The sequence below is a fragment of the Mycolicibacterium neoaurum genome (assembly GCF_036946495.1).
GTDB lineage: Bacteria > Actinomycetota > Actinomycetes > Mycobacteriales > Mycobacteriaceae > Mycobacterium > Mycobacterium neoaurum_B.
On the sequence record NZ_JAQIIX010000001.1, the window covers coordinates 280,559 to 294,023 of the forward strand.

At 65.7% G+C, this 13,465-nt stretch carries 14 protein-coding genes; 10 read left to right on the plus strand and 4 right to left on the minus strand.

Translation table 11 applies throughout. The annotated features are described in order from the left end of the window. Nucleotides 1-143 precede the first annotated feature (143 nt). Both arc and PGN27_RS01210 read left to right on the plus strand, forming a co-directional pair. The gene (arc, locus tag PGN27_RS01205; protein WP_335324441.1) at nt 144-1,958 is read left to right on the plus strand and encodes a proteasome ATPase; all 1,815 of its coding nucleotides are present in this window, start codon (nt 144-146) and stop codon (nt 1,956-1,958) included. A gap of 21 nt (nt 1,959-1,979) precedes the next feature. Next, a complete protein-coding gene (locus PGN27_RS01210) occupies nt 1,980-2,618 on the plus strand; it encodes a hypothetical protein (RefSeq protein WP_335324442.1) in 639 nt (212 codons plus the stop codon). Here PGN27_RS01210 and PGN27_RS01215 read toward each other — a convergent pair. Beyond that, nucleotides 2,551-3,480: a LysR family transcriptional regulator gene (locus PGN27_RS01215; protein ID WP_335324443.1), complete on the minus strand. Its 930-nt coding sequence runs from the start codon at nt 3,478-3,480 to the stop codon at nt 2,551-2,553. The genes PGN27_RS01210 and PGN27_RS01215 overlap by 68 nt on opposite strands. 72 nt (nt 3,481-3,552) lie before the next feature. On the opposite strand from PGN27_RS01215, the gene PGN27_RS01220 reads away from it, so the two are divergent. Then, the gene (locus PGN27_RS01220; protein WP_335324444.1) at nt 3,553-4,485 is read left to right on the plus strand and encodes a DMT family transporter; all 933 of its coding nucleotides are present in this window, start codon (nt 3,553-3,555) and stop codon (nt 4,483-4,485) included. Here the strand turns inward: PGN27_RS01220 and PGN27_RS01225 are convergent. Together PGN27_RS01225 and PGN27_RS01230 are read right to left on the minus strand one after the other, a co-directional pair. Beyond that, a complete protein-coding gene (locus PGN27_RS01225; RefSeq protein WP_335324445.1) occupies nt 4,451-4,741 on the minus strand; it encodes a DUF732 domain-containing protein in 291 nt (96 codons plus the stop codon). The genes PGN27_RS01220 and PGN27_RS01225 overlap by 35 nt on opposite strands. 120 nt (nt 4,742-4,861) lie before the next feature. Beyond that, nucleotides 4,862-6,037 (minus strand): hypothetical protein, encoded by a 1,176-nt coding sequence (locus PGN27_RS01230; RefSeq protein ID WP_335324446.1) that lies wholly within the window; start codon nt 6,035-6,037, stop codon nt 4,862-4,864. Between the two features lie 42 nt (nt 6,038-6,079). Here PGN27_RS01230 and PGN27_RS01235 point away from each other — a divergent pair, with 42 nt between their 5' ends. Then, complete coding sequence (locus PGN27_RS01235; protein WP_335324447.1) at nt 6,080-7,483, plus strand: sensor histidine kinase; 1,404 nt, start codon at nt 6,080-6,082, stop codon at nt 7,481-7,483. Here the strand turns inward: PGN27_RS01235 and PGN27_RS01240 are convergent. After that, complete coding sequence (locus PGN27_RS01240) at nt 7,456-8,133, minus strand: response regulator transcription factor (protein WP_335324448.1); 678 nt, start codon at nt 8,131-8,133, stop codon at nt 7,456-7,458. The genes PGN27_RS01235 and PGN27_RS01240 overlap by 28 nt on opposite strands. 112 nt (nt 8,134-8,245) lie before the next feature. Between PGN27_RS01240 and PGN27_RS01245 the strand changes: the two genes are divergently transcribed. From PGN27_RS01245 to dop, 6 genes are all read left to right on the plus strand, one after another. Continuing rightward, a complete protein-coding gene (locus PGN27_RS01245) occupies nt 8,246-8,410 on the plus strand; it encodes a hypothetical protein (RefSeq protein WP_335324449.1) in 165 nt (54 codons plus the stop codon). Between the two features lie 269 nt (nt 8,411-8,679). Further along, entirely contained in the window at nt 8,680-9,207 is a 528-nt protein-coding gene (gene ectA, locus PGN27_RS01250; RefSeq protein ID WP_335325188.1) for a diaminobutyrate acetyltransferase, read from the plus strand. Between the two features lie 30 nt (nt 9,208-9,237). Continuing rightward, entirely contained in the window at nt 9,238-10,566 is a 1,329-nt protein-coding gene (gene ectB / locus PGN27_RS01255) for a diaminobutyrate--2-oxoglutarate transaminase (RefSeq protein ID WP_335324450.1), read from the plus strand. Between the two features lie 20 nt (nt 10,567-10,586). Then, nucleotides 10,587-10,985, plus strand: a complete 399-nt coding sequence (locus PGN27_RS01260) for an ectoine synthase (protein ID WP_335324451.1) — start codon at nt 10,587-10,589, stop codon at nt 10,983-10,985. Between the two features lie 11 nt (nt 10,986-10,996). Then, entirely contained in the window at nt 10,997-11,923 is a 927-nt protein-coding gene (gene thpD / locus PGN27_RS01265; protein ID WP_335325189.1) for an ectoine hydroxylase, read from the plus strand. A 9-nt stretch (nt 11,924-11,932) separates the two neighbouring features. Continuing rightward, nucleotides 11,933-13,441 carry a depupylase/deamidase Dop gene (dop, locus tag PGN27_RS01270; protein ID WP_335324452.1) on the plus strand — a complete coding sequence of 503 codons (1,509 nt, stop codon included), beginning with the start codon at nt 11,933-11,935 and terminating at the stop codon, nt 13,439-13,441. Nucleotides 13,442-13,465: the final 24 nt, after the last annotated feature.

Consider the following 13,465-nt stretch of genomic DNA (forward strand, 5'->3'; position numbering starts at 1 on the left):
TGGTCCTTTCCAACGGGCCAAGTATTCAGTGAGGTTAACAGCGTTGCTGGTGTGTCGAATTCCTAGACCGCACACAAAGGCTGAATCGCCGGTAGCGTTGAAGTTGTTACTGCGCCAACATTCGGTGCGGGAGGGAGCGCAACATGACTGATTCCGAGCGTTCGGGCTTGTCCGCCGAGGATGCCGCCGAACTGGAGAGGTTGCGCCGCGAAGCTGCGGCACTTCGTGAACAACTCGAGCAGACGGTGGGAGCGGGTAGCGGCTTGCGCAGCGCCCGTGACATCCAGCAGCTCGAGGCGCGCATCGATTCGTTGGCTGCGCGCAACGCGAAGCTGATGGACACCCTCAAGGAGGCGCGTCAGCAGCTGCTCGCGCTGCGCGAGGAGGTCGATCGCCTAGGTCAGCCGCCCAGCGGGTACGGGGTGTTGTTGGCCACACATGACGACGAGACCGTCGATGTGTTCACCTCCGGTCGCAAGATGCGGCTGACGCTGTCGCCCAATATCGAGGTCGCCGGCCTGAAACAGGGCCAGACCGTTCGGTTGAACGAGGCGTTGACGGTGGTGGAGGCCGGCACCTTCGAGGCGGTCGGCGAGATCAGCACCCTGCGCGAGATCCTGGACGACGGTCACCGCGCCCTCGTCGTCGGCCATGCCGACGAGGAGCGGATCGTGTGGCTGGCCGAGCCGCTGATCGCCGCCGAGTTCCTGCCCGAGGGCGTCCAGGTGGACGAGAGTGCGGACCTCGACGGAGAGCAGACGCGCAAGCTGCGCCCGGGGGACTCGCTGCTGGTCGACACGAAGGCCGGCTACGCCTTCGAGCGCATCCCCAAGGCCGAGGTGGAGGATCTGGTCCTGGAGGAGGTGCCCGATGTCAGCTACGGCGATATCGGTGGCCTCACCCGCCAGATCGAGCAGATCCGCGATGCCGTCGAGCTGCCCTTCCTGCACAAGGATCTCTACCGCGAGTACGCGCTGCGGCCGCCCAAGGGTGTGTTGCTCTACGGCCCGCCAGGGTGCGGCAAGACGCTGATCGCCAAGGCCGTCGCCAATTCGTTGGCCAAGAAGATGGCCGAACTGCGTGGCGAGGAGTCCCGCGAGGCCAAGAGTTACTTCCTCAACATCAAAGGGCCGGAGCTGCTCAACAAGTTCGTCGGTGAGACCGAGCGGCATATCCGGTTGATCTTCCAGCGGGCCCGCGAGAAGGCCTCCGAGGGCACCCCGGTGATCGTGTTCTTCGACGAGATGGACTCGATCTTCCGGACCCGTGGCACCGGTGTGAGTTCGGACGTGGAGACCACGGTCGTTCCTCAGCTGCTCTCGGAGATCGACGGGGTCGAGGGCCTGGAGAACGTCATCGTCATCGGCGCGTCCAACCGTGAGGACATGATCGACCCGGCCATCCTGCGGCCCGGCCGTCTCGACGTGAAGATCAAGATCGAACGGCCCGATGCCGAAGCGGCGCAGGACATCTTCAGCAAGTACCTCACCGAGGATCTGCCGGTCAACTCCGATGACCTCGACGAGTTCGGCGGCGACCGCGCGCTGACCATCAAGTCGATGATCGAGAAGGTCGTCGACCGGATGTACGCCGAGATCGACGACAACCGATTCCTGGAGGTCACCTACGCCAACGGTGACAAAGAAGTCATGTACTTCAAGGACTTCAACTCCGGCGCCATGATCCAGAACGTCGTGGATCGCGCCAAGAAGTACGCGATCAAGTCGGTGCTGGAGACGGGGTCGAAGGGTCTGCGAATCCAGCACCTGCTCGACTCGATCGTCGACGAGTTCGCCGAGAACGAGGATCTGCCCAACACCACGAATCCGGACGACTGGGCCAGGATCTCGGGGAAGAAGGGCGAGCGCATCGTCTACATCCGCACGCTCGTCACCGGCAAGAGTTCGTCGGCAAGTCGCGCCATCGATACCGAGTCGAATCTGGGTCAGTACCTGTAGATCGCGGCTTGGGATCCTGCGGTGCAGTCATCCGGTGGCGACGTTTTCGGCAAGCGCTACGGCGAGGTCTTGTTGGTGGAGGCGGCAGAGGGTGGGCTGCAGGCGACGGTCTACAACACCTTCGGGCTCAACGACTGTCCAGCGCGGTTGTGGGATGCCCTGGACGCCACGGCGATCGCGGCCGAGCATGGTGTGCTCGCCGCGCATCTGAACGGTCCGAGGTACTGGCTGATGAGCCGTATCGAGAAGGCGCCCGGTGCGGCCATGCCGCGGGCCACGTTCGGCGGCCTGGACATGCTGTGCCAGGCGACGGTCAGACTGTCGGCGATGAATCCCGCGCCCTACGGTGAGAATCGGGTGGATCGGCGCGCGGTGTTCGTTTTCGACGCGGGCCGCCGCGTGTACGAACTGCGCGATCCCGACGGTCGCCGATGGATCATGCAGACCTACAGCCAGACGGTCGACAGGGACCTGGAGATGGCTGATCTGGCAGGTCTGGCGACGCGGCTGTCGCTCCCCGCGGGCTGGGGTTTCCACTCGTATGTCCCCGCTGCACCGGTCGTTGTCGACACCACCGGCGCGGAGGCCATCGTCACCCAGGATGATCTGGCCAACACCTACTCACTCGTCGAAGCAGCGATCCCCGCGCGATCGCACTGAGCTGAGCCAGCACCAGCGCGATCGCCGGGCGCGACTCGGCGCCCGCGCGGGTGACGGCCTCGATCCGCCTGGCCAGTCGCACGTCGCCGATCGGCACGCGGACCAGATCGCGGGCCAGCATCACATAGCGGGGCAGCAGGGCGATGCCGATCCGTGCGGCGACGAGTTCTTCGGCGACACGAAAGTCGTTCACCCGCTGGATGATTCGTGGGGCGGATCCGGTCATGATGGCCATGGACTTGAATGCATCGTCGACCATCAGGCCGCCCGCCACGCCGACCCAGTCCTGACCTGCGAGTTCGGAGAGCTCGACACGGGGCCGCGTTGCCAGCGGATGGGTCGGCCACAGCAACACATCGAGTGGTTCGCGCAGAAGCACCGTCGAGCTGAACCTCGGTCCCCACGAACTCGTATCGCGGTCGTCCCGGTGCACGACCACGATGTCGAAATCCGCGAGTTGTTGTGGGGCATCGGCCGCCGGAAGGTCGATATCGCGTCCCAGTACCTCGACACCTTGCGCGCGGGCGTCGCCGATCAACGGTGCCAACAACATCGCCGCACCGGATGGGAAGAACGAGACCCTCACCTGCCCGCGGGGTGTGCTGCGGTAGCTGTCCAGATCAGCCTGCGCTCGCTCCAGCGCTGCCAGCACCTGGTCGGCGTGACCGACGAGCACCCGGCCGGCATCGGTGAGTCGGACCCGGCGGCCGGCCGGCTCCAGCAGCGTGACCCCGGCTTCGCGCTGCAACGTCTTCAACTGCTGGGAGACCGCGGACGGCGTCATCGACAGCACCTCGGCGACCGCAGCGACCGTGCCGTGGTCGGCGAGTTCGCGCAGCATCCGTAGCCGATGCACATCCATGAAGTAACTCTACTTCTTGCGATAAGAATAAGTAGCTGGACTGCACACTCATCGAGCAGCCACGCTGTCCCCATGACCCGATTTCGCGTCGATCTCGCACTGCTGGCCGTGGCGGCCGTTTGGGGGTCGAGTTACCTGGCCATCAAGGAATCGGCCGTTCCCACCGGGGTTTTCGGTTTCCTGGCGGTGCGCTTCACCCTGGCCGCGGTGTTGCTGGCCGTGCTGATGGCCCGGCGGCTGCGGCGCATCACGCGCGCCGAACTGGTCTCGGGCTCGCTGTTCGGGGTGATCCTTGCCGTCATCTGCATCACCGAGACCTACGGTGTGACGCGCACGTCGGCGTCGAACGCCGGACTCATCATGGCGCTCACCGTGGTGATCACCCCGTTGCTGGCGCGCGGCGGAACCCCAGCGCTGTTCTACGTGCCCGCGGCGATGGTGGTGCTCGGGTGTGTGCTGCTCACCCAGTCCGGCGGATTCGCACCACCCGGTGCCGGCGACGCATTGATCGCGCTGGCCGCCGTGGTGCGCGCACTCCACATCACCGTCATGGCGCGACGTCCGGGCATCGTCGATCCGGCGGCGGTGACCCTGGTCCAGCTGTGCACCGTATCGGTGCTGACAGCGGTACCGGCCGCAATGCTCGGTCAGTCCGACGCGGTGCTGGACATGTCGCTGCGCCAGTGGGCGCTGACCGGGTATCTCGCCATCGCCTGCACGGTGTTCGCGTTCGGACTGCAGGTCTGGGCGGTACGCCGGAGCACGCCCGCGCGGGTGGCCCTGATGCTCGGCACGGAACCCGTGTGGGCCGTCCTCATCGCCGTCGGCCTCGCCGGGGAGTCGCTGACAATGATCGGATTGCTCGGCGCAGCAATGGTTCTCGCGGGCACCCAATGGGGCCGCGCAGTGGAGACCAAGCCGGGCGCCTGCGCGCCGCTACCCGCCGGCATCGGCGCGCGGTCGCCGACGATCAGCAGAGGTGGACGATGGCGGTCTTGTAGATGAAGTTGGCGTCTTCGTGATTGACGTTCTCGTTGGTGTTCTCGTAGATCGCATCGAGGGTGACCTGCATGGGCACCCCGTTGGCCAGGTCCTTACACACCGAATACCCGAGATCCAGGGCGACATCCTGCGAGGTGTCCCCGTATCCGTAGTCGGTCAGGGCCGTGAAATAGCTTGCCTCATCGGCATAGGCCGGCGCAGCGAAGGCGAGCCCGGCCGCGAACAAACCAGCGACGGCGGGCAGCACGAATTTTGCCATGATGATTTCCCCTTCATCCCGTGTTGCGCAGTGATCGACACTCACAGGACGGTCGCCGGTGATGCGCAGCGTAGGGATTCTATGTCCGAGTCTGGCAGTCTGCAGTGCAAACTCCGAGACTCAGCTGGCAGACTCCATGTGCAGGTAAGCATCACGGCCGGCGAGGCTGACGGCAACGTCGGCCACCAGTGGATCGAAGAAGCGCTCGCGGTACAGCGGATCGACACTCGTGCTCACCGTGAAGTACAGGCCGGAGAGCACCGCGACGAACAGCGAGGTGTGCACCACCGTCTGCGGAACCGGAATATGAATTCCGAACCATGTTCCCGCGCAGGGTGGTTCACCGACAGCGCACGTCTGCTCGCTTGCCCACAGCACCGTCACCTCATAGGGGACCGCGATGATGCCCAACGCAAGGAAGAAGGCGAACAGGCCCGCGGTGAACAGCACCACCTGAATCGCCTGCGACACCACCATGACGGCCACCACGTTGACCTGTTCCGCGCGCGACAGTGGTGTGCGGGTGGGTTGGTGGCCGGTCGGCGGTGCCAACGGGGTCCCGGCGAGCAGGCTGGCCGGATCGGTCTGCCCGGCCCGATCCTCGCGCAATGCCTTCACCTCGTCGCGGATCGTCGTGACCATGAACAGCAGCGCGATCAGGGCCAGGAAACCGATTGTCTCCCAGAGCCGTTGCCGCGTCATGCGGGCCGCCAGCTGCCACAGCTCGCCGGTGAAGTAGACCACCACGGTGAGCATCAGCAGCGGCAGCGCACGGCTCATCAGGTTGCCGAGCGCACCGAGCTGGACCCAGGCGAAGCGAAATGCCCATGAGGCGATCGACCCGAACCCGAGGTAGGTCAGCCAGATCGCGATGAGGGAGATCAACAGGAACAGCGGCACTTCGGCGGCCGCCGCTGCGGTGGCGCCGTTGACCGTCACAGGCATGACGATGACGAAGATCGCCATCACCAGCCACGCGCCCGACCGGCGCACCATCTCGCCGAGCGCGGTATCGCGACGGTGCAGCAGGTACAGCGCGAAGGGCGCGGCCAGCAGAACGACGGCGATGATGCTCAGCCGCAGCGCATACCCGTAGTTCGGGTCCGCTCCGGTGATCTCGGCGAGCAACATGGTCACTGCAGTCAACGCCCCCACCGAGCTGATCATCGGGGCGGAGCGTTCGATCAGTGCTCGCGACCGCACCCGGCGGGTGAGCACCAGCGGTAAGCCCCGGTGCAGGAACCATTCGTGCACCAGCTCGTCGCTTGTTCGTGGGCTGAACTCGGACACCGCCATATTGTGCGGTATCGACGGCCGGTTGTTTGGCACAGTGGACGCATGCGACCCGTGCTGACCCGGCCAGGCGAATGGGGTATTTCGGCTCGGTCGGCCTTCGTCGCGGCGAGCGTGGTGCTCGGGGCGCTGGCGGTCACCGCTGTCGTGGTGTCCTGGGTTCTCTACCAATCGATGCTCGCCGGGGTCGACAATGCCGCGGCGGCGCGCGTGGCGAGGGTGGCCGCCGCGGTCGCCACCGGTGGTCCGGCCGCGCTGGAAGCCGAGCTGTTGTCGACCGACACCAGGATCCTGTCGGTCCAGGTGATCGACGGTCGGGCCAATGTCGTGCGGCGCTCGCCCGGTGCCCCGGATACCCCGTTGATCCCCATCGACCAGATCGGTGCCGGCCCGTTGATCGGTATGCCGGAACAGGATTCGGCCGTCGGTCAGATCCGGTTCAGTGCCCAGTCGGTCGCCGGGCCCGATGGGGATCGGTACACCGTGGTGGTCGGTGAGGGCAGCCGTGTGGTCATCTCCACCGTCGCCACCGTGGTCGGTGCGCTCGCCGTGGCGGCGCCCGTGGTGATCGGAGTCTCGGCTGCGGCAACGTATCTGCTGGTGCGCCGCTCGATGCGATCGGTGGACGATATCCGGTCCAGGGTTGCCGAGATCACCACATCCGATCTCACCGGTCGGGTGCCGGTGCCCGAGGGCCGTGACGAGATCGCGGCGCTCGCGGTGACGATGAACGAGATGCTCGCCCGGGTGGAGGCGGGCCACGCCGCCCAGCAGCGCTTCGTCGGCGACGCGTCCCACGAGTTGCGCAGCCCGCTGGCCACCATCATCTCGGCCCTCGAAGTAGCCCAGGCACATCCGGAACTGCTCAACACCGAGCTCGCCGAGCACACCCTGATGCCGGAGGCGCAACGTATGCGCTCGCTGATCGACGACCTGCTGCTGTTGGCTCGCGCCGATGAGCGCGGCTGGAATCTGCGTCGCGATGATGTCGACCTCGATGACCTGGCGGCCGAGGCGGTGCGGCGAATGCGTCGGGAGATCGGCGGACCGACGGACGCGGGAGCGGGTATCGCGGTGCGGGTCGCCATCGAACCCGTGCGGGTCAGCGGCGATCCGGCCGCGCTGGCCAGGGTCCTGCGCAACCTTCTCGACAATGCCGCGCGTCACGCGGTCTCGTCGATCGAGGTCGACCTGCGCACCACCGGTGACACCGCGGTGCTCAGTATCGGCGACGACGGGCCGGGGATCCCGTTGTCGGATCGGGAACGGGTGTTCGATCGTTTCGTGCGGCTGGACGAGGGCCGCTCACGCGATGCCGGTGGTACCGGTCTCGGGCTGGCCATCGTCTCGGAGATCGTCGCCGCGCACCGCGGCCGGGTGAGTATCGAGGACCGTCCCGGCGGCGGTACCCGCGCAGTGGTTCAGTTGTCCTCGGCGGTCAACCGGTAGCCGACACCGCGAATGGTCTCGATGGTGCTGGTACCGAACGGGATATCGATTTTTCGTCTGACGTAACCGATGTACACCTCGACGACATTGTCCGGTCCGTCGTAGTGCGCGTCCCAGACGTTGTGCAGGATATCGGCCTTGGTGACCGCAACGTTCTTGTTGCGCATCAGGTACTCCAGCAGGCCGAACTCGCGCGGCGTGAGCGAGAGTGCCTTGTCGCCTCGTTGCACCGTACGACGTCCCGGGTCGACCGAGAGCGTCCCCGCGGTGAGCACAGGTGGCTGGTGCGGCGCCGCGCGCCGGACGAGGGCCTTCAACCGGGCGACGAGCACGATGAACGAGAACGGTTTGGTCAGATAGTCGTCGGCACCCAGGTCGAAGGCATCGGTCTGGTCGTACTCACCGTCTTTGGCGGTGAGCATCAGCACCGGGGTCCACACCGATTTCGCGCGCATCCGCCGCAGGACCTCGTAACCGTTGAGACCGGGCAGCATGATGTCGAGCACGACGACGTCGAAATCGTTCTCGGTGGCCTGCCACAGACCGTCCACACCATTGGCGGCTTCGACGACGACGAACCCCTCGGCCCGCAGACCGATGGCCAGGGTCGAACTCAGCCGAGGTTCGTCCTCGACGATCAGCACTCTCATAGGCCTCTATGTCTACCGGCTTCATGGTCGGCTCGGGACGCGCGGGGCGCACCGGTTGGGTGCGAGGTCGGCGCGTCACGGGTGCGCCGGCCCCCATACCCTGCTGTCAACGATGAGCATGACGGTGTGGCCACCCGTGGCGCGCCGACGGCCCGGCGCGTCTTTCGACGCCTCGACCAGCTATTTTCACCTCCGGCTGATGTCGACGATAGTCGCCGGCGGCGACATCGGCGGCCGAATCGAACAGACCACCGGCTGCCGGCATCCGCGCACGTGAGCGGGGTCACATCGTCGAAATCAAGGTCACGATTGGGTAACGACGACGGGCGTCGGGCGGCGCTGGGGATTGTCGGACTTTCCGCAGGTTGACAGGGCGGCCGTCGGCGCTTCGCGGCGACGGTGGTGCTTGATCCCGTCGGGCACTGCTGATTACGGTCGGGTTACCGAAGATACGAAACTCCGCGATGATCGATAACTGCTCGGTGGTGACTCTTACTGAATACGAACGGCTCGACCAAAACCCAAGTCCGACAATCCGAGAGCGATCTGGGCCAGGCGCCCGTACTGCGCCGGCCGCGCGGCGGCGATGCCATCGCCATCCGACGCCTGGTTGCCGAAACCGATGTGCTGGACCTCAATTCGACATACGCCTATCTCTTGCTCGCCACCGATTTCGCCGACACCTCGGTCGTCGCCGAGATCGACGGTCGCGTGACGGGAGTCATCACCGGTTACCCCCCGCCAAATCGGCGCGGGGTGTTGTTCGTCTGGCAGGTTGCCGTCGCGCCTGCGGTGCAAGGTAGGGGGATCGCCGCCGCGATGCTCGACCACCTGGTACGCCGCGTCGCACGAGACGGTGGTGACGGGCCGCTCACGGTGGAAGCCACGGTCGCCCCCGACAACGCGCCGTCGCGGGCGTTTTTCTCGGCGTTCGCCCGACGTCACGGTGTGCCTATGTCGGAGCAGCCCCATTTCACCGCGGCGCAACTCGACCCCGATCTGACGCATGCGGACGAACCGCTGCTGCGCATCGGACCCATCGCCGCTCCGGAGAAAACTGATCGAGCACTGTAACCCGCAGTGCGTCAAACCATCTCATCGAAGATGGATCGCCATCCATTGGAGGATAGTTTCTTGCTGCTCGAATCAACTCTGCTTCACGACGCCTCGTCGCTGACAGAGTCCAATCTGCCGGATGTGTACGGGTCGGTGGAGTCCGAGGTCCGCAGCTATTGCCGGGCCTGGCCGACGACGCTGGCAACGGCCCGTGGCTCCTGGGTCACCGATACCGAGGGGCGCACCTTCCTCGACATGTTCGCCGGTGCGGGTGCGCTGAACTACGGCCACAACAATCCGATCCTCAAAAGCGCCCTGCTGGACTATCTTGCCGCGGACGGGATCGTGCACTCGCTGGATATCGCGACGACCGCCAAACAGCGGTTCCTGGAGGCATTCGACCGGCTGATCCTGACGCCGCGCGGACTCGACTACAAGGTGCAGTTTCCTGGGCCGACGGGAACCAACGCCGTCGAGGCGGCACTGAAACTGGCGCGCAAGGTTACCGGCCGTGAGTCGATCATCAGCTTCACCAACGCCTTTCACGGTATGACGTTGGGATCGCTGTCGGTCACCGGCAACTCGATGAAACGCGCAGGCGCCGGCATTCCACTCGTGCACGCCACGCCGATGCCCTATGACAACTACTTCGGTGGTGTCACCGAAGACTTCCACTGGTTCGAGCGGGTGCTCGACGATTCCGGCAGCGGCCTGAACCGCCCCGCCGCCGTGATCGTCGAGACCGTACAGGGTGAGGGGGGCCTCAATGTCGCTCGGCTGGAATGGCTTCAGGAACTTGCGGCGCTGTGCCGGAAGCGCGAAATCTTGCTGATCGTCGACGATGTGCAGATGGGGTGCGGGCGCACCGGGGGATTCTTCAGCTTCGAGGCGGCCGGCATAGTGCCCGATATCGTCACACTGTCCAAGTCCATCAGTGGTTATGGCCTGCCGATGGCGCTGACGCTGCTGCGCCGCGATCTGGACGTCTGGTCCCCGGGTGAGCACAACGGCACCTTCCGTGGCCACAACCCGGCCTTCATCACCGCCACCAAGGCGCTCGAAACATTCTGGAAGGACGAGAAGTTCGCGCAGGAGACCACCGCCAAGGGCGATCTGGTGCGCGAGCGGCTGGATCGGATCGCGACCGCACACGACGGCGTGTCGGCGCGCGGGCGCGGGATGGCCCAGGGGCTTCGTTTCGATGACGCCGGACGGGCGGAGCGGGTCCGCCGGGCGGTGTTCGAGCGGGGTGCACTGATGGAGACCAGCGGACCCTCCGATGAAGTGGTCAAACTGCTGCCGCCGCTCACCACATCGACCGAAGACCTGGATTCCGGTTTGGCGATCCTGGCCGAATCCGTCGCTGCCACCGCTTAGAACACAAAGGAGTTGATGTCATGATCGTGCGCACCACGGCCGAGATCACCGGAACCGAACGCGATGTCGCAGCCGGCGCCTGGCGCTCCAAACGGATCATCCTGGCCGGCGACGGGGTCGGATTTTCCTTCCACGAGACCGTCATCGAATCGGATTCGGTCAGTGAATTCCACTATCAGCACCACGTCGAGGCGGTCTGGGTGATCGAGGGCCGGGGCACCCTGACCAACCTGGAGACCGGTGAGGACCATCAGCTCGAACCCGGAACCATGTATCTGCTCGACGGGCACGAACGGCATCGGGTCGAGTGTGTCGATCAGCTGCGGATGCTGTGCGTGTTCAATCCGCCGGTGACCGGGGCCGAGGTTCACGACGAGACCGGCGCCTACCCGGCACCACAGCAGGTGGTGAAGGCGTGAGTTCTGCCGTCATGCCCGCCCTACGCGACCCGTACCCGAGCCGGTTGGACCATGCGATCTCGCCGATCGAGCGCCGGGAACCCACCGTGTGGTGTGACCGGAGGTCGAAGTCAGGACCACTGAGTCCGGACCATCTCGATCGCTTCGATGAGCAGGGTTACCTGACCCGCCCCGGAACCATCGGCCTCGCGACGGTGGTTGCGCTCGGTACCGAGATCGACCGGCTGGCCGCCGAGCTCGCCCCCGACGACCGGCGGGTGATCCGAGAACCGGGTGGCGCCATCCGGTCCATCTTCGCGCCCCATCTGCTGAGCCCGCTGATCGCCGATGTGATGCGCTCGGACACCGTCCTACCGGTGGCCCGGCAGTTGCTCGGCGGTGAGGTCTACATCCATCAGGCCCGGATCAACTTGATGCCAGGGTTCACCGGGTCCGGCTTCTACTGGCATTCCGATTTCGAGACCTGGCATGCCGAAGACGGGATGCCAAGCATGCGCGCGGTGTCCTGCTCGATCGCACTGACACCCAACTACCCCTTCAACGGCTCGCTGATGGTGATCCCGGGGTCGCATCACACCTTCTATCCATGCGTGGGCCGCACTCCCGACAACCATCACGAGAAGTCCTTGGTGGCACAGCAATTCGGTGTTCCCGACCAGGACATCCTGACCAAGGCCGTCGACGCGCACGGCATCGACCAATTCACCGGCGCGGCCGGCAGCGCGCTGTGGTTCGACTGCAATCTGCTGCACGGTTCGGGTTCCAATATCACCCCGCTGCCGAGGTCGAATGTGTTCCTGGTGTTCAACTCGGTCGAGAACCGGCTCGGGGCGCCGTATGCCGCCGCGCAGAGCAGGCCCGAACACCTGGCCGCTCGCGCCGCGACCGCTCCCATCCGCGGTGGACGCGCCGACGTCGCGACCGGGCCCGTCGCCTAGGCTTTGCCCATGCAACGGATTATCGGGACCGAGGTCGAATACGGCATCTCCTCGCCGTCGGATCCCACGGCGAATCCGATCCTGACCTCGACCCAAGCGGTGTTGGCGTACGCAGCGGCGGCCGGGTTGCAGCGGGCCAAGCGCACGCGGTGGGACTACGAGGTCGAATCGCCGCTGCGCGATGCCCGCGGCTTCGACCTGTCCCGCGGAACCGGTCCCGCGCCCATCGTCGATGCCGACGAGGTCGGGGCGGCCAACATGATCCTCACCAACGGCGCCCGGCTCTATGTCGATCACGCCCACCCGGAGTACTCCGCACCCGAGGTGACCGATCCGCTGGACGCCGTCATCTGGGACAAGGCCGGCGAACGGGTGATGGAGGCGGCGGCGCGTCACGTGGCCAGCGTGCCCGGGGCGGTGAAACTGCAGCTCTACAAGAACAACGTGGACGGCAAGGGCGCGTCCTATGGCACGCACGAGAACTATCTGATGTCCCGGCAGACGCCGTTCTCCTCGGTCATCGCGGGATTCACCCCGTTCCTGGTGTCGCGCCAAGTGGTCACCGGTTCCGGCCGGGTCGGGATCGGCCCCTCCGGTGACGAGCCGGGCTTCCAGCTGTCCCAGCGCGCCGATTACATCGAGGTTGAGGTCGGCCTGGAGACCACCCTCAAGCGCGGCATCATCAACACCCGCGACGAGCCACACGCCGACGCAGACAAGTACCGGCGGCTGCACGTCATCATCGGTGATGCCAACCTCGCCGAAACCTCGACCTATCTCAAGGTGGGGACCAGCTCCCTGGTGCTCGACCTCATCGAGGAGGGGCCCGCGCACGGTATCGACCTGTCCGACCTCACATTGGCCCGGCCGGTGCACGCGGTGCACGTCATCAGTCGTGATCCCGCACTGCGGGCGACCGTCGCACTTGCCGATGGGCGGGAGCTGACAGCGCTTGCGTTGCAACGCATCTACCTGGATCGGGTGGCAAAACTGGTCGACGCCCGCGAGCCCGACCCGCGGGCCAGCCACGTCATCGACACCTGGGCGCATGTGCTGGACCTGCTGGAGCGCGATCCGATGGAATGCGCCGAGATCCTGGACTGGCCTGCCAAGCTCAGACTGCTCGAGGGGTTCCGCAACCGCGAGAACCTGACGTGGTCCGCCCCACGACTGCAGCTGGTGGATCTGCAGTATTCGGACGTCCGGCTGGACAAGGGCCTGTACAACAGGCTGGTCGCCCGCGGCTCGATGCAGCGCCTGGTCAGCGAGCAACAGGTGCTCGATGCGGTGGACAATCCGCCGACCGATACCAGGGCGTACTTCCGGGGTGAATGTCTGCGCCGGTTCGGTGCCGATATCGCCGCGGCCAGTTGGGACTCGGTGATCTTCGACCTCGGTGGGGATTCGCTGGTGCGCATCCCGACCCTGGAACCGTTGCGGGGCAGCAAGGCGCATGTGGGTGCGCTGCTTGATTCCGTGGACAGTGCCGCCGAACTGGTCGAGCAGCTCACGACGTGACGGCCGGTAATACCGACTGACCCG

Excerpts from the sequence above, each read along its gene's own strand:
- arc (WP_335324441.1), top strand. The coding sequence starts at position 144 with ATGACTGATTCCGAGCGTTCGGGCTTGTCCGCCGAGGATGCCGCCGAA.
- PGN27_RS01215 (WP_335324443.1), bottom strand. The coding sequence starts at position 3,480 with ATGGATGTGCATCGGCTACGGATGCTGCGCGAACTCGCCGACCACGGC.
- PGN27_RS01220 (WP_335324444.1), top strand. The coding sequence starts at position 3,553 with ATGACCCGATTTCGCGTCGATCTCGCACTGCTGGCCGTGGCGGCCGTT.
- PGN27_RS01225 (WP_335324445.1), bottom strand. The coding sequence starts at position 4,741 with ATGGCAAAATTCGTGCTGCCCGCCGTCGCTGGTTTGTTCGCGGCCGGG.
- PGN27_RS01230 (WP_335324446.1), bottom strand. The coding sequence starts at position 6,037 with ATGGCGGTGTCCGAGTTCAGCCCACGAACAAGCGACGAGCTGGTGCAC.
- PGN27_RS01235 (WP_335324447.1), top strand. The coding sequence starts at position 6,080 with ATGCGACCCGTGCTGACCCGGCCAGGCGAATGGGGTATTTCGGCTCGG.
- PGN27_RS01240 (WP_335324448.1), bottom strand. The coding sequence starts at position 8,133 with ATGAGAGTGCTGATCGTCGAGGACGAACCTCGGCTGAGTTCGACCCTG.
- PGN27_RS01245 (WP_335324449.1), top strand. The coding sequence starts at position 8,246 with ATGAGCATGACGGTGTGGCCACCCGTGGCGCGCCGACGGCCCGGCGCG.
- ectB (WP_335324450.1), top strand. The coding sequence starts at position 9,238 with ATGGATCGCCATCCATTGGAGGATAGTTTCTTGCTGCTCGAATCAACT.
- PGN27_RS01260 (WP_335324451.1), top strand. The coding sequence starts at position 10,587 with ATGATCGTGCGCACCACGGCCGAGATCACCGGAACCGAACGCGATGTC.
- thpD (WP_335325189.1), top strand. The coding sequence starts at position 10,997 with ATGCCCGCCCTACGCGACCCGTACCCGAGCCGGTTGGACCATGCGATC.
- dop (WP_335324452.1), top strand. The coding sequence starts at position 11,933 with ATGCAACGGATTATCGGGACCGAGGTCGAATACGGCATCTCCTCGCCG.